The following is a 22,880-nucleotide window of genomic DNA, read 5'->3' as shown; positions in this document are numbered from 1 at the left end:
GACGGCGCGCGCACGTCGGAGGCGGCGCGCGGAACCGTACGCGCGCCCTTTGCCCCCGGTCCGACCGCCCGTAATATCACCTGGTCATCACCGCGACGGGAGACAGGAAGCCGGTGCGATTCCGGCGCGGTCCCGCCACTGTGACCGGGGAGTGACCCGCCATCAGGCAGATCGGGCCACCGCGCGCGGCGCGGGAAGGCCGGGGGAACATCGATCCGGGAGTCAGGACACTGGCCTGTCGCGGGCCCGTTCCGAGGAGCGCGGACTCCGCAGGAGGCTTTACGTGTACGACGGCACGACCCGTCCCCCTCTTTCTCCCCCCACCGCCCGGCGGCGCCGGTTGCGGCGCGCCACGGCACCGGCGGTGGCCCTCGCCCTGTCCGCCGTCCTGCTGGGCGGCTGCGGCACATCGCGGGGCACCGCGGACGACGCGGAGCCCGCGGCCACCGCGGCGAAAGGTTTCCCGGTCACCATCGACAACTGCGGCATCCGTACCACCTACCGGAAGCCGCCCTCCCGGGTCCTCACCATCCACCAGCACCCCGCCGAACTGATGCTGGCGCTGGGGCTCAAGGACCGCATGATCGGCACCGCCTTCCCCGACTCGGCCGTCCTGCCGGAGCTGCGCGCGGACTACAAGGCGCTGCCGCAGCTGGCGAAGAAGGAACCGTCCTTCGAGACCGTTCTGGAAGCCGATCCCGACCTCGTCTACGGCGGGTACGCCAGCGCCTTCGCCGAGAACGAGGGCCGCTCGCGCAAAGCGTTCGCCGACGCCGGGATCAACACCTACCTCAACCGCGAGTACTGCGGGAAGAAGCAGGTGTCCATGCAGGACGCGTACGACGAGGTCCGCACCGTCGGCAGCATCTTCGGCATCCGGGAACGGGCCGACAAGCTGGCCGCCGACCTCAAGGGGCGGGTGGACCGGGCCGCCCAAGCGGTCAAGGGCGCCCCGGCCGTACCGGTCTTCGTGTACGACAGCGGCGACAAGGCGGCCTTCACCGCCGGCGGCAAGAGCCTCGGCACCGAGATCATCCAGCTCGCGGGCGGCCGGAACGTGTTCGCGGACCTGGACAAGGTCTTCGGTGACGCGTCCTGGGAGCAGGTCGTCGACCGGAAGCCCGAGGTCATCGCGATCTACGACTACGCGGGGGCCGGGAGCGTCGAGGCGAAGAAGAAGTTCCTGCTGTCGCAGCCCGCGCTCGCCGACGTGCCCGCTGTCAAGAACAAACGGTTCGTCATCCTGCCGCTGACCGCGACCCTCGTGGGGGTGCGGCCGCCGTACGCGGTGCAGGAGCTGGCCCGCGCCCTGCACCCCGAGCGGTTCCGGTGACCGCCGCCGCCGGAACGGCGGTCGTCCGCGAGCACCGGCAGGAGACGCCGCCGCGCCGCCGGTCCTTCGCCGTCACCCTCGTCGTCCTCGGCGTGCTGCTGCTGGTCTCCGCCACGGCGGGGATGGCGATCGGGTCGGTGCACGTACCACCCGGCGAGGTGTGGGGCATCGTGACCCACGCGCTGGGCGCCGACCTGCCGGACCCGGGGTGGTCCCGGGCGCGCGAGACCATCGTGCTGGACGTACGGGCGCCGCGGGTGGCGCTCGGCGCGGTGACGGGCGCGGGGCTCGCGGTGATCGGTACGGCCATGCAGGCGCTGGTCCGCAACCCGTTGGCGGAACCGTATCTGCTGGGCGTCTCCTCGGGTGCGTCCCTGGGCGCCGTCATGGTGATCGTCTTCGGGGTGAGCCTGTTCGGCCCGCTGTCGCTGCCGGCCGCCGCCTTCGCCGGCGCGCTGCTGACCCTGCTGCTCGTCTACACGACGGCCCGTACCGGCGGGCGCATCACCTCGGTACGGCTGGTGCTGTCGGGAGTGGCGATGGCGGCGGTGCTCACGGCGGTGATGGACATCCTGCTGCTGACCTCCGACCGGGGCAACGAGGCCCGTGCGGTCCTCGCCTGGACCCTCGGGGGCCTCGGCGGGGTGCAGTGGGGCACGCTGTGGCTGCCGGGACTGGCGCTGCTGCTGGGCATCGCGGTCCTGCTGGTCCAGGCCCGGTCGCTGAACCTGCTGCTGGCGGGCGAGGAGGCCGCCACGACGATGGGGCTGGACGTGGCCCGGTTCCGGGCCCGGATGTTCGTCCTGCTCTCGCTCGTCACCGGCGTCCTGGTGGCCGCGGCCGGGCCGATCGGCTTCGTGGGCCTGATGCTGCCGCACGTGGTGCGCCTGTTCGTGGGCGGTGATCACCGCCGGGTGCTGCCCGCCGCCGCACTGGCCGGCGCGGTGTTCCTGATCTGGGCCGACATCGCGGCACGTACCGTCGCCGCGCCCATGGAGATCCCCGTCGGTGTGCTGACGGCCCTGTGCGGCGGACCGTTCTTCCTGTGGCTGATGCGCCGGGACGCCCGCCGTACCGTGCACCGAGGAGTGGCATGAGCGCGACCGAACTGACCGTCGACGGCCTCACGCTCACCGCCGGGGCCCACCGTCTGGTGCACGACGTCTCCCTGACCGCCCGGCCCGGCGAGGTGATCGGCCTGGTCGGGCCCAACGGCAGCGGCAAGTCCAGCCTGCTGCGCGCCGTCTACCGGGTGCTGCGGCCGACCGCGGGGCAGGTCCGGGTGGACGGCACGGACGCCTGGTCGCTGCCGGTACGGCGGCTGGCCCGCACGGTGGCGGCCGTGGTGCAGGAGACGGGCGCCGACTTCGACCTGACCGTGCGCGAGGTCGTCGCGATGGGCCGTACACCGCACAAGCGGCTGCTCGACGGCGACAGCGCCGAGGACGCCTCACTGGTGGCGTGGGCTCTGGAGTCGGTGGACGCGGCCGGGCTGGCGGACCGGTCCTTCGACCGGCTCTCCGGCGGCGAGCGCCAGCGGGTGCTCATCGCCCGCGCCCTGGCCCAGCGGCCCTCCCTGCTGGTCCTCGACGAGCCGACCAACCATCTGGACGTACGGCACCAGCTGACGGTGCTCGGCATCCTGCGCGGGCTGCCCGCCACGGCCCTGGTGGCGCTGCACGACCTGAACCTCGCCGCGTACTACTGCGACCGCCTGTACGTCCTGTGCGAGGGGCAGGTCACGGCGTCGGGGCCGCCCGCCGAGGTGCTGACCGAGGAACTGCTGGCCGAGGTGTACGGCGTGACGGCCGAGGTCTCCGTCAGCCCGCGTACGGGGGCGCCGCAGGTGTCGTTCCTCCCCGGGGAGCGCGATCGGCCGGCTGTTGCGGTGCCGGGGCACTCGGGTTGCTGAGTGGCTGGGGCAGTACGGGTCGCTCCGCTTCCTGAGCGGCCGGGGCGGTCGCGGGCCACTCAGGTGCCTGACCGGCTGTCGCGGTGCCAGGTCACTCCGGCTCCAGGCCGGCCGGGGCGGTCGCGGGCGGCTCGTCCGGCCGGGGCCGCCCGCCGTCGTGGCCGGAGAGGACCACGGCCAGCAGCCCGACGATCACCGCGGCGGCAGCGGCGCGGCCCGCGGCCCGGGCCGTCCAGCGCAGCGGCGCGGCCTCCGGCTGCCGCCCGGGCAGCCCCAGGCGCTCGGCCCGCCGCGCCGGACGCAGCAGCCGGAGCAGGAGCAGCACCGCGACGGGCAGTTGCAGCAGCCACACGACGGTACGCGGCCACTCGTCGTACCAGACGTTGGTGCCGTACAGCAGGGTGTGCCAGACGCTCAGCACGTACACGACGATGACGAAACGGTGCAGCCGGCGCCAGGCGGACGCGCCGATGCGGTGCCGGACGTAGAAGAGCAGCCCCAGCGGGACGGCGAGGTACAGGGCGCCCTGCCCGATGGGGATGGCCAGCCTGCCGGTACCCGAGTCGTACCAGCCCGGCACGAACGTGTCGGCGAACGCCGACCACAGGCGCGCCGTCCAAGCCGTCCCGCCCGCGTCACGCACCAGTTCGGCGGCGAACATCAGCGCGTGCGCGAACATCAGCGCCATCGTCGTCAGACTGGTGGTGCGGTGCCAGCGCTCCAGCACGGTCCGGGAGACCGGCAGCCGGCCGGGCCGGGGGCCGGACAGCAGCAGCCCGAGCATGACCGTCCCCCACGACCAGAGCAGCCCCGACCAGCCGAACGCCTGGCTGAGCAGGTACATCCAGTAGGTGCGGGGGTCGTCCATGAAGGGCATGACCGAGACCGTCGCGGACGCGCCGGACCGCATCCGCAGGTACAGGAAGACGAACACGGCGACGGTGACCACCACCGCGGCACCGGCGTCGGGCAGGGCCGCCTTGAGATCGGCGCGCAGCGGGACACGGCCGCCGGTACGTCTGTCCCGCACCGGCGCCGACGCCGGCGGCGTGCTGTCGCGGCCTGTTGTTTCGGGGTGCATGCGGGGCCCTTCGGACAGCTGTCGCCAACGCGTCGTACGTGCCGTACAAGTGTGGCTGGAGAGGCGGGCGTTGTTGAGGAAATATCCAGCCAGAGCAGGCGTCACTCGGCCGAGCGGCCATCTCTCCCGCCCCTGCCGCCCCTGCCGTCTCTGACTCCTCTGCCGACTTGCCGCCCACGGACCGGCCGCTCCCCCCTGTGCATGTCAGGGGAAGCGGCCGGTCCGTCCTCAGGAGACGGGCGCCGCGCTCACTGCTTGCGGGCCTGGTTGAAGCGCAGCATGTTGCCGGACGGGTCGCGGAAGGCGCAGTCGCGGACGCCGTACGGCTGGTCGACCGGCTCCTGGAGCACCTCGCCGCCCGCGGCGCGGATGCGCTCGAAGGTGGCGTCGCAGTCGCCGGTCGTGAAGATGACGGCCCGCAGCAGGCCCTTGGCCAGAAGTTCCGTCAAGGCCTCGCGGTCGGCGGGCGAGGCGTTCGGGTCCGCGAGGGGCGGTTCGAGGACGATGTTCACGTCGGGCTGCGACGGCGCGCCGACGGTCACCCAGCGCATCCCCTCGAAGCTGACGTCGTTGCGCACCTCCAGGCCGAGCACGTCCCGGTAGAAGGCGAGCGCCTTGTCGTGGTCGTCGACGGCGATGAAGCAGGTCGAAAGGCTGATATCCATACGGCCAACGCTACGGGCGGGGAGCGGGCGGCGCTTCTCCGTTCCTGACCGGTCTCGTGTAGATCTTGGCGTAGCAGGCGGGGATGGCGGCGCCCTCGTCGTGGCGGCGGGCCCGGTACGCGCTCGGGCTCTCGCCCACCAGCTCGGTGAACCGCGAGCTGAACGACCCCAGCGAGGTACAGCCGACCTCGAAACACACCTCCGTCACCGACAGGTCGCCCCGCCGCAGCAGCGCCTTGGCCCGCTCGATGCGGCGCGTCATGAGGTAGCTGTACGGCGTCTCCCCGAAGGCGGCGCGGAAGCTGCGGGAGAAGTGGCCCGCGGACATGTGCGCGGTACGCGCCAGCGCGGCGACGTCGAGCGGCTTCGCGTACTCGCGGTCCATCAGGTCACGGGCCCGGCGGAGCCGGACGAGGTCCTCCAAGGTCACGGGTCCATCGTCCCACGGTGGAGGGCGGGGCGCGCTTGCGGGCGGCGCGCCGTCCAGGCACGGAAAGGCACGGCCCCGCAGAGGCGTAGCGACACGGAGTCCACAAGCCCTACAGAAAAGACATAACACCTGAACACATGTACACTTGTCGAACGAAGCCCCGCGGTTCCCCCGTCCGCGGGGCTTCGTCATATCCGCGCGCTGATCCGCGTGCCCATCCATGTGTCCAACCGTGTGCCCATTCCATGTGCCCATCCGTGTGCCCATGGATATGCCCAGAGACGTGGCCATGGATGGTGGAAGCCGGGACGACTTGGTGCCAGAGTCCCGTCATGACTCCCGCTGAAGGCCTCTTCCGTTCGGCTGGTGCCGCCCCCGAGGCGCCCGCCGACTCCAACTCCCCCGCCCGCGAAGGCGATTCCGCCGCCTTCCCCGCACAATTCGCCCGCACCCGGCGCTTCTCCCTCGGCGTGCCGCGTCAGTTCGGCGTCTCCGCGGACGGCCGCCGCGTGCTCTTCGTCCGTACGGGCGGGGGCAGCGACCCCGTAGGGCGGCTGTGGATGTACGAGGACGGCGTGGAGCGGGTGTTGATCGATCCGGAGACGCTGGGAGCCGGCCCGGCAGCGGAGACCGCGGACGGCGGAGAGACGAGAGAGACCGCGGAGCGGCGGCTGCCCGAGGCGGAGCGGGTGCGGCGGGAGCGGGCACGGGAGTATTCCACCGGTGTCGTGGCGTATGCGACCGACGCGGCGGCGCGCGTGGTGGCCTGCGCGCTCTCGGGAGCACTGTGGGTGGTGCGTACGGATGAAGGCGCCCCCGTCCGCGTACGGACCGCCGGGCCGGTCGTCGATCCCCGGCCCTCTCCGGACGGGCGGCTGGTCGCCTATGTCACCGGTGGATCGCTGCACGTCGTCGCCCTGGAGGACGAGAAGGACCGGCGGCTGGCGGCCGCCGAAGGCCCGGACGTCACCTACGGTCTGCCCGAGTACGTGGCAGCCGAGTCGATGGGACGCTCGCGCGGCTACTGGTGGGCCCCGGACAGCCGCCACCTCCTGGTGGCCAGGGTGGACACGTCCGGCGTGGAACGGCGCTACATCAGCGATCCGGCACACCCCGAGCAGCCGCCGCGCACGGTGGCCTATCCCTCGGCGGGGACGGCCAACGCGGACGTGTCGCTGCACATCGTGCCGGTGACCGCCTCGGGGGCGGCGGCCGCTCCGGTACCCGTGGCCGCCTCCGGAGAGCGGCGGGTCGAGGTGGCGTGGGACCGGGCCGCGTACGTCTACCTCGTCAGCGCCGGGTGGGACGGCCACGGACCGCTCATCGGCGTACAGAGCCGCGACCAGCGGACACTGCGCACCCTGGCGGTCGACCCCGGCACCGGCGCGACCCGGACGCTGCACGAACGCACCGACCTCGCCTGGACCGAGATCGTGCGCGGCACCCCGGCCCGTACGGCATCAGGAGCCCTCGTCCTGCCCGAGGACACGCCCGGCACCCGCCACCTGAGCGTGGGCGGCGCCACCGTGACGCCGCCCGGATTACAGGTGCGGGAGGTCGTCGCCGTGGAAGGCGAGCAGGTGTGGTTCACCGCCGGCGAGGAGCCGACGGAGGTGCATGTCTGGCGGTGGGACCCGGCGGACGGCTCGGCCCGGCCGGCCCGGCTGAGCGGAGGGCCGGGGCTGTTCACCGCCGCCGCCGGGGGCGGCACGGTGGTCGTCAGCGGGCTCACGCCGGAGGGCCCGGTCGTCGAGGTACGCGGCCCCGGGCCGGCCGGGCCGGTGACCGGCGCACGCGCCACCGGGCAGGACACCGCCGGGCAGGACACCGCCGTCGGAACCGTCGAAGCCCCCGGAACTGTCGGGACCATCGCCTCGCTCGGCGAGGACCCGGTCGTCACCCCACGCCCGCAACACCTCCTCCTGGGGCGGCGGGAACTGCGCGGTGCGTTGTATCTCCCCTCCTGGTACGAGCCCGGTTCGGGCACGCTGCCGGTGCTCCTCTCCCCGTACGGAGGCCCGAGCGTCCAGCTCGCCGTACGGGCCCGCACCTGGTTCGCCTGTGTGGCGCAGTGGTTCGCCGAGGAGGGTTTCGCCGTACTGGTCGCCGACGGCCGCGGAACCCCCGGCCGGGGTCCGGCCTGGGAGAAGACCATCCACGGCGATCAGCTCACCCCCGCCCTGGAGGACCAGACCGACGCGTTGCACGCTGCCGCCGCGCGCTTCGCGGACCTGGATCTGTCCCGGGTGGCGATCCGCGGCTGGTCGTTCGGCGGCTTCCTGGCCGCCGCTGCCGTCCTGCACCGCCCCGACGTCTTCCACGCGGCGGTCGCCGGCGCCGCGCCCACGGACCAGCGGCTGTACGACACCCACTGGAAGGAACGTTACCTCGGCCACCCCCGGGAGACACCGGAGAACTACGCCCGTTCCTCCCTGGTGGGCCACGGACATCTGCTCCGCCGCCCGCTGCTGCTCGTCCAGGGACTGGCGGACGACAACGTGGCCCCTGCCCACACCCTGCGCTTCTCCGCCGAACTGCTGGCCGCCGGCCGCCGGCACAGCGTGCTGCCGCTGCCCGGAGCGGGACACGCGCCCACCGACGTGGCGGTCAACGAGAACCTGCTGCGCCACCAACGTGATTTCCTGCGTTCGGCACTCGACAGAAGCTGAACGCGCGCGCCCGCCCGCCCGTATGGAACTTCCACAACGCCCAGAGGACGCACGCGCCACGTGACACGCACCGCTCACGGCATCCGGCGGCCCCTGGGTCACCGACAGTTGGAGGCACCCCATGACTCAGCGGACATCGACCGGGCGATCGGCAGGGCGGTCGCCAGGACTGTGGACGGACGCGCGCACGGCCCGCCGTACGGTCGTCGCGGCGGCCGGCGCGGCGGGACTGGCCGCCGCGCTCGCGGCGTGCGGCAACGGCTCGGACGGGTACGGCGACAGCGCCTCGTCCGCGCCGCCCGACGCGTCGAAGAGCGACGGAGGCGGCGGGGGTGACGGGTCGAAGAACGGCGACACGGAGCCCGGCGGCAAGGCTCCGGGGAGCGCGGGCACCGGCGCGGCCGGAGGCGTGCTGGCCAGGACCACGGACATCCCCGAGGGCGGCGGCAAGGTCTTCAAGGACCGCAAGGTCGTGGTGACCCAGCCCGCCAAGGGTGAGTTCAAGGCGTTCTCGGCGGTGTGCCGGCACCAGGGCTGCCTGGTGAACGAGGTCGCGGACGGCACGATCAACTGTCCCTGCCACGGCAGCACCTACGCCATCGCCGACGGCAGCGTACGCAACGGGCCCGCCACTCAGGGGCTCGTCGCGGCCAAGGTGAGCGTGGAAGGCGACGCGATCAAGCTGGGGTGACCGGGCCGGTCCGGGGGCCGGGCGTCCGGCTCCGCGCACCGCTCCAGCACGCGAGCAGATCACCGGTGGTGGTGACCGTGGCGACGAGAGCGAGGGTGTGCCGGATCATCGCCCTGGTGTAGTCGGCCGGCACACCGGCGATCGCGTCGGCGGGCACCACCGCCGTGTACCCGAGGTTGACCGCGTCGAAGACGGCGTTCGGGATCGCCACGTTCGCCGACACCCCGACGACGACAAGGGTGCGGCAGCCGAGATTGCGCAGCAGCGGGTCCACGTCCGTACCGGCGAGCGGCGACAGCCCGTGCAGCCTGCGGACGATCAGGTCGTCATCGGAGACGGGCACCGGCTCGGCGACCCGTACCGCGGTCGACCCGACGATCTGCTGTACGGGCAGACGCTCGGCGGCGGCGAACAGACGCGCGTTGCGGTTGGCGCCGCGGCCGTCCGGGCGGCGCTCGGCGACGGCGTGCAGCACCTGTACGCCCGCGTCGTGCGCGGCCCCGACCAGCCGCGCCACCCGCCCGAGCGCCCCGGACGCGCGCGCCGCTTCCGCCAGTTCCGGCAGCGCGCCGTCCGGTCCGACGACGCCGCGCTGGCACTCGACGGTGAGCAGGGCCGTCGTCGCCGGATCGGTCTGTGCCAAGAGGCGGGCGTCCGCTGCCATCGTCTCGTCCCTTCCTGGGGCGGGAGTCGTCGCGAGCCGGAGCCGTGTCGCCCCTGTGGCTCCGCGGGCCGGGCCGCGCTGCGCCCGGGCCGCGTGAGCGTAGCCGCCATTGCGCCGGCACGGAAGAGACCGGATGATGCCTGGCACCTGATGCTGACCATCAGTCAGGCCGTACGGCGGAGGTGGACGACGGATGACCGGCACACAGCGACGCGGGCGCCGCATCATGATGACGCCGCACGAACGGGACACCTTCCTGGCGGAGCAGCGCACGTGCCGGGTGGCCACCGTGGGCGCGGACGGGACGCCGCACGTCGGCGCCCTCTGGTTCGCCTGGGACGGCACGGCCCTCTGGCTGTACTCGATCACCCGCAGCAAGCGCTGGGCCCAGCTGCGCGAGAACCCGCGGATCGCGGTGGTCGTCGACGACGGGCACGACTACGGGGAGCTGCGCGGGGTGGAGCTGACCGGCAGCGCGGCCTTCGTCGGCGAGGTACCACGAACGGGTGACGTCTGCGCGGAACTGGACGTGCCGGAGCGGCTTTTCACCACCAAGTACTTCGGCGGGCTCGGCCTGGAACAGATGCCGTACGACGGCCGGCATGCCTGGCTGCGGCTGGTTCCGGAAGCCGTCGTGTCCTGGGACTTCCGCAAGATGCCGGGCTGAGCGGGCCCCGCCGGACGCCCGCCGCGCCCCGGTGCAGCGGACCGGTCGCGCTCCCACGCGGCGCCGCCTGATCGCGTTGTCGGTGGTCTCTGACACAGTGGTGGGGTCGGCCCGTTCCAGCAGGTCCGGGGCGGCACCGACGTGCGACGAACAGAACGAGGGAGACCTGGTGAACGTGCTCTTTCCGGCGCTGAGCGACGCGTCGCCGCAGCCCGCGCTGCGCTTCGGCGAGCGTGCGCTCAGTTACCGCCAGTTGGCCGCGGTCGCGGGCCGGCTCGCCGAGCGCCTCGACGGCGAGATCCGGGTGGCCGTCTGGGCCACGCCCACCCTGGAGACCGCGGTCGCCGTGGTGGCCGCGCTGCTCGCCGGGGTGCCCGCCGTGCCGGTCAATCCGAAGATCGGCGAGAGCGAGCTGGCACACATCGTGTCGGACAGCGGGCCGACGCTCGTACTGGCCGAGCCGGACGCCGAGCTGCCCGGCGCGCTGGCCGCCCTCCCCCGCCTCGATGTCGACCCCGCCACCGACGTCGAGGAGGTGCCGCCCCTTCCGTACGAGCCGGGCGCCGAGTCCGCCGCCCTCGTCGTCTACACCTCCGGCACGACGGGCCCGCCCAAGGGCGTCGTGCTCCCCCGCCGGGCGCTCGCGCACACGCTGGACGCGCTGGCGGAGGTGTGGCAGTGGACCGCCGACGACGTTCTGGTGCACGGTCTGCCGCTGTTCCACGTCCACGGTCTCGTGCTGGGCGTCCTCGGGCCGCTGCGCCGCGGTGGCAGCGTGCGCCACCTGGGCCGGTTCAGCACCGAGGGCGTCGTCCGGGAGCTGACCGCGGACGGCACGATGCTGTTCGGCGTACCGACGATGTACCACCGCCTGGCCGTCGAAGCGGGCGAGAACCCCGCGCTCGCCAAGGCCCTGGGCCGGGCCCGCCTCCTGGTGTCCGGCTCGGCGGCCCTGCCGCGCGCCGACCACGAGCGGCTCGCCGCGGCCGCCGGGTGCCGCGTCATCGAGCGGTACGGCATGACCGAGACGCTGATGAACACGAGTGTGCGGGCCGACGGCGAGCCATCGCCCGGCAGCGTCGGCGTGCCGCTGCCCGGCGTGTACGTCCGGCTTGTCGACGAGTCCGGCCAAGCCGTCGAGGCCAGTGACGGCGAGACGGTCGGCGAGATCCAGGTCCGCGGCCCCAACCTGTTCGTCGAATACCTCAACCGCCCGGACGCCACCGCCGCGGCCTTCGACGGCGGCTGGTTCCGTACCGGCGACATGGCCACCCGCGACACGGCGGGCAACTACCGCATCGTGGGGCGCAAGGCCACCGACCTCATCAAGAGCGGCGGGTACAAGATCGGCGCGGGCGAGATCGAGAACGCCCTGCTGGAGCATCCGGGTGTCAGTGAGGCCGCTGTGACGGGTGAGCCGGACGAGGACCTGGGCGAGCGGATCGTCGCCTGGATCGTGCCGACGCCCGCGGCCGAGGGCGTCGCCGTTCCCTCCGACGCCGAGCTGGCCGACCACGTGGCCCGGCAACTTGCACCGCACAAGCGCCCCCGCGTGGTGCACTTCCTCGAAGCCCTGCCCCGCAACGACATGGGCAAGGTGCTGAAACGGGATCTCCGTGCGTAGCGAGGGCCCGGGGAGCGGTTCCGGCGACCCGGGTGGCGGGAACAGCGGCGGGGGCCCCAGCAGCGGGAGCACCAGCAGCAGGAACGCCGGCAGCGGGGGCGTGGGCAGCGGGGACACGGGCAGCGGAACCGCGGGGGGGATGCTCCGCGCCCGCCGGGCCCGCGCCTGCCGGGCCGTCGCCGCGCTGGTCCGCGCGCGAGGCGATCGCCGTCGTGACGGACGACTTCGCGGAGTTCGCCGCACCGGAGGCGGAGGGGAGTGGAGCGGTGGGGTCGGGCTCCGGTCACTCCGCCGGGGGACCGGCTGCACCGGCAGTGCGCCCGGCGGCCGGTCCAACGGCCGGAGCGGGTATCGGCCCGGCGGTCGGGCCTGCGGCCGTTGCCCCGTACGACGACGGGCCGCTCGGCTGGGGCGGCTACGGCTCCGCACGGCAGCGGGCGCAGGAACGGACCGGTGAGAGCGAATCGGTGGTCTGCGGTCTCGCCCGTGTCGCCGGCGTGAAAACCGTCCTGGTCTCCTTCGAGTTCGGTTTTCTCGGCGGCTCCCTGGGGGAGCGTACGGGTGATCGACTGGTGGCCGCCTGGGACCGCGCCCGGGAACTGCGCCTGCCGGTCGTGACGCTGATCGCCACGGGCGGCAGCCGGATGCAGGAGGGTATGCGGGCCCTGACCCAGCTCCAGCGGGTGGCCGGCCGGTCCGCGCTGAACCGGGCGGCGCGGCTCCCTCAGATCGCCGTGCTGCGCGATCCGACGACCGGCGGCGGCTGGGCGACACTCGGCGCGGGCGCGGATGTCGTGCTCGCGCTGCCGGGCGCGCAGGTCGGCTTCGCAGGTTCACGCGTGCGCCCGGCGGACGCCGACCCGTACGCGTACAGCGCCGAGGGCCAGGTAGCGGCCGGCCAGGCCGACGCCGTCGTCCCGCCGGACCAGCTGCGCACGGTACTCGGCCGCTGGTTGCGGCTGCTGTCGCCAGGAGGCGACGGGGCACCAGCGGCGGACGCGACACCGGTCGCGAGACCGGACGCGACGGCGGGCCAGGACGAAGCTGCCGCAGCGGCCCCACCCGAAGCGACCCCAGCCGGATCCGCTCCGCCCGAAGCCGACTCCGCCACTACAGACCCCGCCGAAGCGAGCCCCGCCACAACGGCCGCCCCGCCCCCGAATGCCCTCGGCACCTCCGGACTCCCCGCGTCCGGATGGGAGTCGGTGTGTTCCGCCCGCGACGCGCGGCGGCCGCGCGCCGCGGCGTATCTGGAGGCGTACTTCGACTGGCGCGAGGAGATCAGCGGCGACCGCTGCGGCGGCACCGACCCGGGCATACGCTGCGGATTCGGCCGACGCGACGGGCGCACGATCGCGTTCGCCGCCCAATGCGGTACGGCCGTGCGCCCCGCGGGGTTCCGTACGGCTGCCCGGCTGATCCACATGGCGGACCGGCTCGGCATACCGGTGCTCACCCTCATCGACACCCCGGGGGCGGCCAACGACCCGGCAGCGGAACGCGCCGGCGCGGGCGCCGCCATCGCGGACGTCTTCGCCGCGCTGGCCTCGGTCCGTACACCCGTCACCTCGCTGCTGATCGGGGAGGGCGGGTCCGGCGGAGCGCTGGCGTTGGCCGCGCCGGGCCGGCTGTGGGCGACACCGGACAGCTACTTCTCCGTCATCGCCCCGGAAGCCGCCGCCGCCATCCTCAAGCGCGCCCCGGACGCGGTACGCGACACCGCCGACCACCTCCGGATACGTCCCCAGGACTTGCTGGACCTGGGATTGATCCGGGGGGTCGTCTCGCCTCTCGCACCCCCGTGACGCGACGGCGCCCCTCGCATCACCATGCCCCCATGGCCCCCTGGATACCCTCCACATCCGCCCCGCTCGCCCGGACGGCCTGGTCGCCGTCGCCGCCCTCCGATGGCAGTGGGTACAGGAGGCCGACGGGGCACCGCCCATCACCACGCGCGACGCGTTCGTGCGCCGTTTCGTGGCGTGGTCGCGGGAGAACGCGTCCTCGCACCACCGCCTGGTCATGGTCCGTGGCGACACCGTCATCGGCATGGCGTGGCTGGCAGTCACCCGGCGCTTCCGAGCCCGTACGCGCTGGACCTGGCATCAGGTGATGTGCCGTGTGTGTACGTCGTTCCGCACGAGCGGGACAGCGGCTGCTCCCCCGCCCCTGCTCCCGGACGGCGACCACCGGTAGCCCTGCCCGCTGGGCCCGGCCACGGTCGGACCCTGCAGAGCCACCTCAGCCCCCCGACCCTTCAGCGCCCCTCGATCTCCTCACCCGCAGCGCGCAACGCGGCGACCGCGGCACGAATGGACGGCCTCCGGTCGGCGTCGGCGCGCCAGATCGCGTAGACGTGCCGCTGCATCGTGTGGCGTACGGGCACCACCCGCACCCCCGCCGGTACCGGCCCACGTCCCAGTCGGGGTGCCACCGCAACCCCCAGCCCGGCTTCGATCAGCGCCAACTGGGTGTGGTGCTCGTCCACCATGTGCGAGATCCGCGGCTCGATGCCCTGGCCGCGCAGGGTGAACATCAGCCAGTCGTGGCAGAACTCGCCCTGCGGCCAGGAGACCCATTCGTCGTCGGCCAGCTCCGCCAAGTCGACCGAGTCGCGGTGCGCCAGCGGGTGGCCGGCCGGCAGGGCGACGTCGGCAGGGTCGTTCAGGATCGGCACCTTCGCCAGCCCTTCGGGCAGCGAGAGCGGCCGATTGTGCCAGTCCAGCACGACACCCAGGTCGATGTCACCGCGCACCACGCACCGCACTGAGGCGTCGGGCTCCATCTCCCGCAGCCGCGGCCGGAGTTGCGGGTGCTCGGCACGCAGTCCGGCCAACGCGGCAGGGAACAGTCCGCGCGCCGCGGTGGGAAAGGCGCCGAGCCGCAGCTCACCGACGGCCTGACCGCGGTGGGCCTCCAGCTCCGCCTGGGCCAGCTCGACCTGCGAGAGAATCCGTACGGCATGGCCGGCCAGCAGCCGGCCGGCGTCGGTCAACCGCACGCCGCGGCCGTGCTTGGCCAAGAGCTGCTGGCCCGTCTCCCGCTCCAGCTTGGCGAGTTGCTGCGAGACGGCGGAAGTGGTCACATGCAGCCCGTCCGCCGCCGCACTCACCGAGCCGTGCCGGGCCACCGCACTCAGCGTCCGCAAGCGATCAAGGTTCAACATCTAAGCAATACTAAGCGATACCCCCTACGAAAACTCGCTTGTGCTACAAGATCATGGAACCGCATCGTAGTCCCCATGAGCTCCGCCACCACCCCTTCCGGAACCGACACCGCACCCGCCGCGCCTTCACCCCCGCCTCGCTCCGCCACCTCGGACGGCGCCGCCACCTCGGACCGCTCCACCGCGCGTCGGGGCAGGCCACGCCGCGCCCTCGACTGGCGTCTGCGATTCGCGATCCTGAGCCTGGTCTGGGGCTTCAGCTTCCTCTTCATCAAGGTCGGCACCCAGGGATACACTCCCCTGCACGTCACCTTCGGCCGCCTGGCATTCGGTTCGGCGGTGCTCATCGCCGTACTGGCCGCCAAGCGGGAGCGGCTGCCCCGCTCCGCGCGGACCTGGGGTCATCTGACGGTCGCCGCGTTCTTCCTCAATGCCCTCCCCTTCTCCCTCTTCGCCTACGCCGAGCTGACCATCCCCTCCACCCTGGCCAGCATCTGCAACGCCGGCTCCCCGCTGTGGGGCATGGCGCTCTCCCTCGTCGCCCTCTCCGAGGACCGGCCCACCCGCCGCCGCGTCGCGGGGCTCGGCCTCGGTTTCCTGGGGGTACTGACCGTGCTCGGCGCCTGGCAGGGGTTCTCCGGAACGGATCCGGCGGGCACGGTGATGGCTCTGGGTGCGTCGCTGAGCTACCCCATCGGCTGGATCTACGTCCGGCGCACCCTGGCCGGCGCCAAGGTTTCCCACGTCGCCCTCTCCGGGACCCAGATGCTCCTCGCCACGGCCCAGGTCGGCCTGGTGACCGTGCTCTTCACCTCCGCCCCGGCGGCCTACCCCGTCATCCCCCTCCTCGCCGTCGTCGCGCTCGGCGCCCTGGGCACCGGGCTCGCCTTCCTGTTGCAGTACGGGCTGGTGGCGGAGGTGGGTCCCACCACTGCCCAGATGGTCACCTACTTCGTCCCGGTGATCGCCACCACGGCCGGTGTCGCCCTGCTCGGCGAGTCCCTCAGCTGGAACACTCCCGTCGGCGCGCTGATCGTCCTGGCCGGTGCCGCCCTGACCCAGAGCCGCCCCCGCCGCACCGCCTAGCGGGGGTCCGGCCCGGCGGCATGCTCGGCAGTGTTGGCCGTGTTGGCCGTGTTGGCCGTCTCAGTCGCCTCGGCCGTCACCGCCCACCGTTCGTGGTCGCGCCACGCACCGTCCACGTACTGGAAGCGAGGAGAGTAGCCCTCCAGCCGGAACCCCAGCCGCTCGACGAGCCGGACGGAGGAGGCGTTGCCGGGCTGGATGTTGGCTTCCAGCCGGTGCAGCCCCAGCTCGGTGAAGGCGTACCGGACGACGAGACGGACCCCCTCGGTCATATAGCCGTGCCCGGTGGTGGACGCGTAGGCGACGTAGCCGAGGGCTCCGCTCTGTATGCCGCCCCGGACGATGTTGTTGATGTTGACGCCGCCGACGATCGCACCGCTCTCCCGGAGGCACACCACGAAGCCCTCGTGGGTGGGCTGGTCGAACTTGGCCACGTACGCGCGAAACGCCTCCTCCGTGGTGTCCCGCGCGGGGACCCACGGGTGGTGCAGTGCGGCGCTCTCACGGTCCAGGACCGCGATCTCCTCCCGGTCCCGGAAGGAGATCCGCCGGACGGCCACCCGCGGACCGCGGACAAGAAAGCTCTGATCAGACATCGTGCGATCGTAACCAGCATCGTTCCCCCTCGATCCTCGATCAGCCGGCCGGTCGGTCAACCAGTCCGCCAGTCGGTCAACCGGCCGGCCCGTCATTCAATCGGCCAACCGGTCAGACAGTCGTTCAGTCGGCCGGTCGGCCTGTGAGCGCCTGCCGAGATGCGGCATCTCACCGGCCGGGCTCACGGTGCGCCCCGCGTCCGCAGCGCCCACGCTTCCGTGCTCACTTCAGTCGTAACGGCGCGCCTCCTTCGGTTCGACTGCGGACGCGACGACGTCCGCCAGTGCCGGCAGTTCGTCCTCCGCGAGGCCCGCGATGGTGATGCGTATGCCGGGCGGCGAGTCCATGCGGAAGCGCGCTCCGGGCGCTACGGCCCAGCCCGCGTGCAACAGCCGGGCGACCGCGCCGGTTTCGTCGGGCACCGGGATCCATACGTTCATCCCGCTGCGCCCCCGCGCCCGGACACCGCGGGCCGCCAAGGCGTCGATCAAGGCGTTCCGGCGTCTGCCGTACGCGTCCGCGACGGCCTTCGGGTCGACCGCTCCCGTACGCCACAGGTGCACCACCGCGTCTTGCAGGAGATGGCTCACCCAGCCGGGACCGAGCCGCTGGCGGCCGCGCACCCGGTCCACCGTCACGGCGTCGCCGGTCAGCACGGCGAGCCGCAGGTCGGGGCCGTACGCCTTGGCCGTGGAGCGGACGAGCGCCCAGTGGTCCGTGGCGCCCGCGAGCGGGTGGAGCGGGAGGTCGACTATGTCGTGGCCGTGATCGTCTTCGACCAGCAGCACGTCCGGATGGCTCGCCAGCACCTCGCGCAGCTCCCGCGACCGGGTGGCGCTGAGCACCGCGCCTGTCGGGTTCTGCGCCCGGTCCGTGACGACCAGGGCCCGGGCGCCGTCGCGCACCGCCCGGCCGACCTGCTCGGGCAGCGGCCCTTCATCGTCCACCGCGACCGGAACGGCCCGCAGGCCGAGGCCGGGAATCAGATCGAGCAGGCTCCCCCAGCCCGGGTCCTCGACCGCGACCGTGTCACCGGGACGCAGATGCACAGCGAGCACCCGCTCCATCGCGTCCAGCGCCCCCGAGGTGACGGCGATCGAGCCGCTCGGCACCCCGTCGGCCTCGAAGGCGGCGCGGGCCATCCGCTCCAGCTCCGTGCCGACCGCAGGGGCCCCGTACAGCGTCGGGCGCTCCGCGCTGCGGGCGGCGGCCGCGGCCAGCGCCTGCCCGAGGGCGGGCAGCAGCGCGGGGTCGGGATTCCCGGCGGCCGCGTCGCGCACGCCGGGCGGCAGGGGTCCCAGCGCTGCCTCGCGGACCGTGCTGGCCGGGCGCGGACGCACCCGGCTGCCGCGGCGGCCCGCGGTCTCGATCACACCCCGGTCCCGCAGCGTCCGGTACGCGGACGCCACCGTATTGGGATTGACCTCCAGATAGACGGCCAACTCTCGCATGGGGGGCAGGACTTCGCCCGGTTGGAGCTCACCCGCACCGACGGCTCGCTCGACACTGGCGGCAATCTCCGATGCGCGCCGCCCTTCGATCCGATACTCTCCTAGCACAAAACCAATTATGCACTAGTGCAATGGAGAACGCAATGTCCCAGGCGCCCCAGGAGCCGTCCTTCACCCGGACGGAGCGCACCGTACCGACCCGCGCCCGCGAGCGCGCCGCCTACGACCACGAGACCGTGCACGCCATCCTCGACGCTGGCTACCTGTGCCACCTCGGCTTCGTCCGCGACGGCGCCCCCGTCGTCCTGCCCACGCTCTACGCCCGGGCCGGCCACCGCCTCTACCTGCACGGCTCGACCGGGTCGCGCCCGCTGCGGATGGCCGGGGAGACAGCCGACCCGGGCCTGCCCGTGTGCGTCACGGTCACCCACGTCGACGGCCTGGTCCTGGCCAAGTCCGCCTTCCACCACTCGATCAACTACCGCAGCGTCGTCGTCCACGGCACCGCCCACCAGGTCACCGACCACGACGAGAAGACGGCCGCGCTCGACGCCCTGGTCGACCAGGTCGTGCCCGGCCGGGCCGCCGATTCCCGGCCGGCGAACGCCAAGGAACTGGCCGCCACCGCCGTCCTCCGCCTCGACCTGGACGAGGTCTCCGCCAAGATCCGGGCCGGCGGCCCGAGCGACGAGCCCGAGGACCTCCCGCTCCCCCACTGGAGCGGCGTCCTGCCGGTCGCCCCCGCATATGGAACACCCGTCCCGGCCGACGACCTCGCCCCGGACATCACCGAGCCCGCCTACCTCTCGGCACGCTGAAGGAGGAGCGCATGCTGATCCATCCCTGGGACGCGCCCACCGACGACGCCGAGTGGCAGGACTGGCTGGCCGGCCACGACTTCGGCCAGCTCGCCGTCAACGGCCCGCCCGGCTCCCCGCCCCTCGTCCAGCCCCTGCACTTCGCCTACGACCGGGCCCGCCGGGAGGCCGTCACCCACCTCGCCCGCCCCAATCCGATATGGCGCGCGCTGGAGGCAGCCCCTACCGTCCTGCTCAGCGTCGTGGACGACTACGTGTTCATACCGGGGCCGTGGCAGGCCGCCGAGGAGGAGCCGCCCGAGCACGGCGTCCCCACCAGCTTCTACGCCGCCGTCCAGCTCACGTGCACGGCCCACATCGTGGACGACCCGCAGGAGAAGGCCGCGCTGCTGGCACGGCAGATGGGGCACTTCCAGCCCGAAGGCGGCTCGGCGCCCGTCACCGCCGACGGCCCGCCGTACGGACGCCAGCTGCCCGGCATTCGGGGGCTTCGGCTGGAAGTCACGGACGTACGCGCCAAGTTCAAGTACGCGGGCAAGCGGAGCGAGACCGTGCAGCGGCGCATCTCGGAGCGCCTGGCCGAGCGGGCCGCGCCCCGTGACGCCCAGGCCCGTACCCATCAGCTGCGACGGTTGACGGCCGGCAGCGGCTGACCGTCCGGCGGCCGACCACAGCTGAGGGCCCCTGTCCGCAGCCTGGCCGGGCGCCCGGTGGCGGGTGGCGGACGGTGGAGCCGGGGCGGCCCGAGTCGGCCCCGGCTCCACCCGCCGGTCAGCGCACCGTCGCCGCGCGCGCCCTGCCCGTACGGGCCGCCGCCGCTTCCCGCGCCTCGGCCACGGCCAGTCCCGCGACGGCCACGAGCAGCACACACGTACCGACAACCGTGCCCGCCGTCAGCTCCTCGCCCAGGAAGAGCACCGCGATCACCGCCGCGGACACCGGTTCGACCAGCGAGATCACCGACGCCGTGGCCGCGCGGACGGCCGCCAGGCCCGCGAAGTACAGGCCGTAGCCGAGGGCCGTCGGTACGGCGGCGATGTACCCCATGAGCCAGAGGCTGCGGCCCAGTTCGTGCGCCTGCGGCCACAGCCCTTCGGCCGCGGCGAACGGCAGCAGGCACCCGGCTCCGACGGCGAAGGCGCTGATCGTGGAACCGTACGGATCGGCGGCGTCACCGGCCTGCCCCAGGCGGCGGGTCGTCAGCGTCATCACGGCGCAGCCCGCGGCGGACAGCAGCGCCAAGGCGACACCGGAGGGCCGTACGGTACCGGAATCACCGCCTCCGAGCACCAGCACGGCCAGGCCGGCCAGTGCGCCCACGACCGCCGGAACTCCTCCGGCGCCGAGCCGTTCGCCCATGGTCAACCGCGCACCGAGCGCGATGAGGACGGGCCCGGCCCCCATGGTCACGACGGTGCCGACAGCCAGTCCCGTGCTCTCCACCGCCGCGAAGTACGCGGCTTGGAAGACGGCCAGCGCGCTCCCCGTGACGGCCATCCGTACGACGCGGCGCCGCAGCGGCCGCTTCGGACGTACGGCGGCATCCGGTGTGTGCACCGCCCGACGGCGCAGTACCGCCCGTGCGGCCGACAGCAGCAGAAGGCCGCCGACGGTGCGCCAGAAGGTGAGAGCGAGGGGGCCCAGGCCGCTACTGCCGTAGAGGAGGGAGGCGGCCGCGCCCGCTGTGCCCCAGGCGGTCGCGGCGACGGTCACGTACAACAGGCCCCGGCCCACGGGCAGGGCGGGGGAAGAGACACCATGCATGGCTGTGCTTCTCCGGGAGATCCGGGACGGCGCCGAGCGCCGTGGAGTGGTCGCGTGGTCCCGTGTGCGGGCAGCAGCGACCGGCCCGGGGCGGTACGCGTCCTGCGGATCACGTCAGGCCCGGGGCGGATTCTCGTTCGGAGACCGCCGCCCGCGCTACGCGGCAGGAGGGGGCAGCACGGTCAATCGCATGATCGGCACTTTAGGAGGTGCGCCGGCCGGCCGACAAGCCCTGCCCGTCTTCGAGATCCGCAGTGCCGTCCACGAGACCTGCGGTGCCGTCTTCGAGACCCGGAGTGCCGCCTTTCGCGGCCTCGTCCGTGTCGGCCCGGCGCGGCGCGTCCTCGTCCGGTACGGCCTCGCCGGGTACACCCTCGCCCGATCCGGTCCCGCCCGATGCGTCCTCGTCCGGTACGTCCACACCCGATGCGGCCCCGCCCGCCCGTACAGGCGCCGCGTCTCCCCCGCCCCTCTCGTCCGTCCGGCCCGCCTTCGGCGTCGCCGACTGCGCGACGAACGCGCCGGCCAGCACCACCAGTCCCCCCACGACCTGCGGCGCGGTGAGGTGTTCGCCGAGCAGCACCCACGCCAGTACCGTCGCGATCACCGCCTCCAGGCACGCCACCACCCCCGCCACCTGCGGAGACAGCCTGCGCACCGACAGGACGCCGGTGACGTACGCCAGCACGGTGGCGATCAGCACGATCCACACGAGCAGCAGGACGGCGGGCACCCGGGTGCCGTCCAGGTAGGCGCTGCCGCCGAGTACCGGCCAGTCCATCTCCCAGGGGCGCGCGACCACGGTCAGCACGGCCGCGCCGACCAGCAGCCCGTACGCGATCACACCCAGCGGATCCGCCGCGTCCGCACCGTCGCCGCCGTGGTCGGAGAGGATGAAGTAACCGACCTGGCAGCAGGCGGCGCCGAGCGCCAGAGCGAGCCCGACCGGGTCGAGACGGAGACCGGCCCACACCTCCACCACGCAGGCCAGCCCGCCGACCGCCAGGACGACGCCGATCGCCGCGGCCCGCGTGACCGGCTTCCGCTGGACGAACCGCACCCAGCCGAGCACCAGCGCGGGCGCGAGGTATTCGATGAGCAGCGCGACCCCGACGGGGATGCGGGAGAGCGCCGCGAAGTAGCACGCCTGGACGCCGGCGACGGCGAGCAGGCCGAAGCCCGCGAGAAGGGCGGGGCGGCGCAGCGGCAGCCGCCGGTGACGCCAGGCGACGGGCAGCATGACGAGGGCGGCGCCCGCGACCCGCAGCCAGGTGACGTGCAAGGGGTCGAGACCGGCGGTGATCAGGGGTTTCGCGGCCACTCCCGAACCGCCGAAGGCGAACGCGGAGATCAGCGCCAGGGTGAGCCCGACGCTCCGGCTCCGGCCGGTCGGGTCACCGTTCTCCGGACGTTCCGCACCCGACGCCCCCCTCGGCCCTCCCGAAGTCCGCAAGGCTCGCGACGCCTTCGAGACCGGCGAGGCCTGTGAGGCTCGTGAAGCTTGTGAGACCGTCAAGACTTGCGAAGCCCCCGGCTTCCCGGACGCCCCCGGCTCCCCCAGGCCCCCGCCGACCCCCGGAGCCGCTCCACTCCCCGTAGACGCACGCATCGGCACATCATGACAGGAGCCGTCAGCAGCGTCACCCCTGTCACGCCTGTCATTCCTGGCCGGACCGGTCCCCGTCCAGCCGGGCCGCCAGCCGTTCCGTGTCGACCGAGGCCCTGCGCAGCACCTCGACCGCGCGCGACTCGGGGTCGTCCACGAGAGCCGCGAGCAGGTCCAGGCAGGCGGCATGGGTCGCGTACCGGGCGTGCGCGCGGTCGAGTGCGCCGTCCAGGGCGGCGGCCGCGGCAGGCGACCAGCCCGGCGCGACGCCCTCGGTCACCATCGGCACCGCGCCGGAATCCTCGACGGTGCCGTGCCACTGGAGGCCGTACCCGATGCTGCGCTGGACGAGATAGCCGAGCAGCCGGGCGATCTGCGCTCCGCCGTCGAACGCCGCCCGTACCGACGGGTCCGACTCCAGAAGCCCGTGCAGCAGGTGGGCCGTGTCCACCTGACGGTCACCGTCCCGCGTGGCACGCCTGCGGGCAGCGGAGATCACCGACGCGAGCTCCGCGGTGAGCCGCGTTTCGAGGTCCTCGCGGGGCGAGCCCCCTCCACTGTTGTACGCAGTACGGTTTTGCACAGTCCCCACCCCACCAGCAGCTGACGTCCGGAACATCCCCGGCGGGAAGCATTTGCGCATCCGCCCGTGGTTG

Annotated in this window: 21 protein-coding genes and 1 riboswitch; of the genes, 11 read left to right on the top strand and 10 right to left on the bottom strand. The window is 73.3% G+C overall.

Annotation, left to right across the window (positions count from 1 at the left end; genetic code table 11):
- Positions 1-69 precede the first annotated feature (69 nt).
- A riboswitch (cobalamin riboswitch) is annotated at positions 70-253 on the top strand.
- A gap of 30 nt (positions 254-283) precedes the next feature.
- Genes JXZ78_RS22965 through JXZ78_RS22955 form a run of 3 tightly spaced genes read left to right on the top strand, consistent with a single transcriptional unit; the run spans position 284 to position 3,245 of the window.
- Positions 284-1,333: an ABC transporter substrate-binding protein gene (locus JXZ78_RS22965; protein WP_030019964.1), complete on the top strand. Its 1,050-nt coding sequence runs from the start codon at positions 284-286 to the stop codon at positions 1,331-1,333.
- Positions 1,330-2,430, top strand: coding sequence for a FecCD family ABC transporter permease (locus JXZ78_RS22960; RefSeq protein WP_030019963.1), 1,101 nt, complete (start codon positions 1,330-1,332; stop codon positions 2,428-2,430). Before JXZ78_RS22965 ends, JXZ78_RS22960 begins: the two co-directional genes overlap by 4 nt.
- Positions 2,427-3,245 (top strand): ABC transporter ATP-binding protein, encoded by an 819-nt coding sequence (locus tag JXZ78_RS22955; protein WP_030019962.1) that lies wholly within the window; start codon positions 2,427-2,429, stop codon positions 3,243-3,245. Before JXZ78_RS22960 ends, JXZ78_RS22955 begins: the two co-directional genes overlap by 4 nt.
- 91 nt (positions 3,246-3,336) lie before the next feature.
- Here the strand turns inward: JXZ78_RS22955 and JXZ78_RS22950 are convergent, their stop codons facing one another.
- The 3 genes from JXZ78_RS22950 to JXZ78_RS22940 form a co-directional block, all read right to left on the bottom strand.
- A complete protein-coding gene (locus JXZ78_RS22950) occupies positions 3,337-4,326 on the bottom strand; it encodes a ferric reductase-like transmembrane domain-containing protein (RefSeq protein WP_238783308.1) in 990 nt (329 codons plus the stop codon).
- Between the two features lie 248 nt (positions 4,327-4,574).
- Positions 4,575-4,991: a VOC family protein gene (locus JXZ78_RS22945; RefSeq protein ID WP_030019960.1), complete on the bottom strand. Its 417-nt coding sequence runs from the start codon at positions 4,989-4,991 to the stop codon at positions 4,575-4,577.
- Positions 4,992-5,001: 10 nt separating this feature from the next.
- Positions 5,002-5,421, bottom strand: a complete 420-nt coding sequence (locus JXZ78_RS22940; RefSeq protein ID WP_030019959.1) for a helix-turn-helix transcriptional regulator — start codon at positions 5,419-5,421, stop codon at positions 5,002-5,004.
- A 332-nt stretch (positions 5,422-5,753) separates the two neighbouring features.
- Between JXZ78_RS22940 and JXZ78_RS22935 the strand changes: the two genes are divergently transcribed.
- On the top strand, positions 5,754-8,090 hold the full coding sequence (locus JXZ78_RS22935; protein WP_238783307.1) for a S9 family peptidase: 2,337 nt from the start codon (positions 5,754-5,756) through the stop codon (positions 8,088-8,090).
- 121 nt (positions 8,091-8,211) lie between these two features.
- Entirely contained in the window at positions 8,212-8,781 is a 570-nt protein-coding gene (locus tag JXZ78_RS22930) for a Rieske (2Fe-2S) protein (protein WP_078624227.1), read from the top strand.
- Here JXZ78_RS22930 and JXZ78_RS22925 read toward each other — a convergent pair.
- Positions 8,768-9,445 (bottom strand): cysteine hydrolase family protein, encoded by a 678-nt coding sequence (locus JXZ78_RS22925; RefSeq protein WP_050502429.1) that lies wholly within the window; start codon positions 9,443-9,445, stop codon positions 8,768-8,770. The genes JXZ78_RS22930 and JXZ78_RS22925 overlap by 14 nt on opposite strands.
- A 193-nt stretch (positions 9,446-9,638) precedes the next feature.
- Here JXZ78_RS22925 and JXZ78_RS22920 point away from each other — a divergent pair, with 193 nt between their 5' ends.
- The 3 genes from JXZ78_RS22920 to JXZ78_RS22910 all read left to right on the top strand — a co-directional run bounded on the left by JXZ78_RS22920 (position 9,639) and on the right by JXZ78_RS22910 (position 13,541).
- Positions 9,639-10,112, top strand: a complete 474-nt coding sequence (locus JXZ78_RS22920) for a pyridoxamine 5'-phosphate oxidase family protein (RefSeq protein ID WP_030019955.1) — start codon at positions 9,639-9,641, stop codon at positions 10,110-10,112.
- A gap of 169 nt (positions 10,113-10,281) precedes the next feature.
- Complete coding sequence (locus tag JXZ78_RS22915; RefSeq protein ID WP_030019954.1) at positions 10,282-11,736, top strand: acyl-CoA synthetase; 1,455 nt, start codon at positions 10,282-10,284, stop codon at positions 11,734-11,736.
- Positions 11,737-12,086: 350 nt separating this feature from the next.
- Positions 12,087-13,541, top strand: coding sequence for a carboxyl transferase domain-containing protein (locus JXZ78_RS22910; protein ID WP_050502453.1), 1,455 nt, complete (start codon positions 12,087-12,089; stop codon positions 13,539-13,541).
- 452 nt (positions 13,542-13,993) lie between these two features.
- Here JXZ78_RS22910 and JXZ78_RS22905 read toward each other — a convergent pair whose 3' ends face one another.
- The gene (locus JXZ78_RS22905) at positions 13,994-14,902 is read right to left on the bottom strand and encodes a LysR family transcriptional regulator (protein ID WP_030019952.1); all 909 of its coding nucleotides are present in this window, start codon (positions 14,900-14,902) and stop codon (positions 13,994-13,996) included.
- A 75-nt stretch (positions 14,903-14,977) separates the two neighbouring features.
- Between JXZ78_RS22905 and JXZ78_RS22900 the strand changes: the two genes are divergently transcribed.
- Positions 14,978-15,988, top strand: coding sequence for a DMT family transporter (locus JXZ78_RS22900; protein WP_030019951.1), 1,011 nt, complete (start codon positions 14,978-14,980; stop codon positions 15,986-15,988).
- Here the strand turns inward: JXZ78_RS22900 and JXZ78_RS22895 are convergent.
- On the bottom strand, positions 15,985-16,584 hold the full coding sequence (locus JXZ78_RS22895; protein WP_050502427.1) for a GNAT family N-acetyltransferase: 600 nt from the start codon (positions 16,582-16,584) through the stop codon (positions 15,985-15,987). The two genes, JXZ78_RS22900 and JXZ78_RS22895, sit on opposite strands and share 4 nt — an antisense overlap.
- A gap of 228 nt (positions 16,585-16,812) precedes the next feature.
- Entirely contained in the window at positions 16,813-18,144 is a 1,332-nt protein-coding gene (locus tag JXZ78_RS22890; RefSeq protein WP_078624225.1) for an aminotransferase class I/II-fold pyridoxal phosphate-dependent enzyme, read from the bottom strand.
- A gap of 35 nt (positions 18,145-18,179) precedes the next feature.
- Here JXZ78_RS22890 and JXZ78_RS22885 point away from each other — a divergent pair, with 35 nt between their 5' ends.
- Positions 18,180-18,854 (top strand): pyridoxamine 5'-phosphate oxidase family protein, encoded by a 675-nt coding sequence (locus tag JXZ78_RS22885; protein ID WP_030019948.1) that lies wholly within the window; start codon positions 18,180-18,182, stop codon positions 18,852-18,854.
- Between the two features lie 11 nt (positions 18,855-18,865).
- A complete protein-coding gene (locus JXZ78_RS22880) occupies positions 18,866-19,507 on the top strand; it encodes an FMN-binding negative transcriptional regulator (protein ID WP_030019947.1) in 642 nt (213 codons plus the stop codon).
- A gap of 118 nt (positions 19,508-19,625) precedes the next feature.
- Here the strand turns inward: JXZ78_RS22880 and JXZ78_RS22875 are convergent, their stop codons facing one another.
- From JXZ78_RS22875 to JXZ78_RS22865, 3 genes are all read right to left on the bottom strand, one after another.
- The gene (locus JXZ78_RS22875) at positions 19,626-20,618 is read right to left on the bottom strand and encodes a DMT family transporter (RefSeq protein WP_030019946.1); all 993 of its coding nucleotides are present in this window, start codon (positions 20,616-20,618) and stop codon (positions 19,626-19,628) included.
- 202 nt (positions 20,619-20,820) lie between these two features.
- Entirely contained in the window at positions 20,821-21,972 is a 1,152-nt protein-coding gene (locus JXZ78_RS22870; protein ID WP_106968781.1) for an EamA family transporter, read from the bottom strand.
- Positions 21,973-22,276: 304 nt separating this feature from the next.
- Positions 22,277-22,807 carry a Clp protease N-terminal domain-containing protein gene (locus tag JXZ78_RS22865; RefSeq protein WP_030019944.1) on the bottom strand — a complete coding sequence of 177 codons (531 nt, stop codon included), beginning with the start codon at positions 22,805-22,807 and terminating at the stop codon, positions 22,277-22,279.
- Positions 22,808-22,880: the final 73 nt, after the last annotated feature.

The sequence above is a fragment of the Streptomyces monomycini genome, assembly GCF_022271435.1.
Lineage (GTDB): Bacteria > Actinomycetota > Actinomycetes > Streptomycetales > Streptomycetaceae > Streptomyces > Streptomyces monomycini.
This window is presented reverse-complemented; position numbering and strand designations above follow the sequence as displayed.

Excerpts from the sequence above, each read along its gene's own strand:
- JXZ78_RS22945 (WP_030019960.1), bottom strand. The coding sequence starts at position 4,991 with ATGGATATCAGCCTTTCGACCTGCTTCATCGCCGTCGACGACCACGAC.
- JXZ78_RS22885 (WP_030019948.1), top strand. The coding sequence starts at position 18,180 with ATGTCCCAGGCGCCCCAGGAGCCGTCCTTCACCCGGACGGAGCGCACC.
- JXZ78_RS22880 (WP_030019947.1), top strand. The coding sequence starts at position 18,866 with ATGCTGATCCATCCCTGGGACGCGCCCACCGACGACGCCGAGTGGCAG.
- JXZ78_RS22900 (WP_030019951.1), top strand. The coding sequence starts at position 14,978 with ATGAGCTCCGCCACCACCCCTTCCGGAACCGACACCGCACCCGCCGCG.
- JXZ78_RS22930 (WP_078624227.1), top strand. The coding sequence starts at position 8,212 with ATGACTCAGCGGACATCGACCGGGCGATCGGCAGGGCGGTCGCCAGGA.
- JXZ78_RS22935 (WP_238783307.1), top strand. The coding sequence starts at position 5,754 with ATGACTCCCGCTGAAGGCCTCTTCCGTTCGGCTGGTGCCGCCCCCGAG.
- JXZ78_RS22955 (WP_030019962.1), top strand. The coding sequence starts at position 2,427 with ATGAGCGCGACCGAACTGACCGTCGACGGCCTCACGCTCACCGCCGGG.
- JXZ78_RS22895 (WP_050502427.1), bottom strand. The coding sequence starts at position 16,584 with ATGTCTGATCAGAGCTTTCTTGTCCGCGGTCCGCGGGTGGCCGTCCGG.
- JXZ78_RS22925 (WP_050502429.1), bottom strand. The coding sequence starts at position 9,445 with ATGGCAGCGGACGCCCGCCTCTTGGCACAGACCGATCCGGCGACGACG.
- JXZ78_RS22875 (WP_030019946.1), bottom strand. The coding sequence starts at position 20,618 with ATGCATGGTGTCTCTTCCCCCGCCCTGCCCGTGGGCCGGGGCCTGTTG.
- JXZ78_RS22905 (WP_030019952.1), bottom strand. The coding sequence starts at position 14,902 with ATGTTGAACCTTGATCGCTTGCGGACGCTGAGTGCGGTGGCCCGGCAC.
- JXZ78_RS22920 (WP_030019955.1), top strand. The coding sequence starts at position 9,639 with ATGACCGGCACACAGCGACGCGGGCGCCGCATCATGATGACGCCGCAC.
- JXZ78_RS22950 (WP_238783308.1), bottom strand. The coding sequence starts at position 4,326 with ATGCACCCCGAAACAACAGGCCGCGACAGCACGCCGCCGGCGTCGGCG.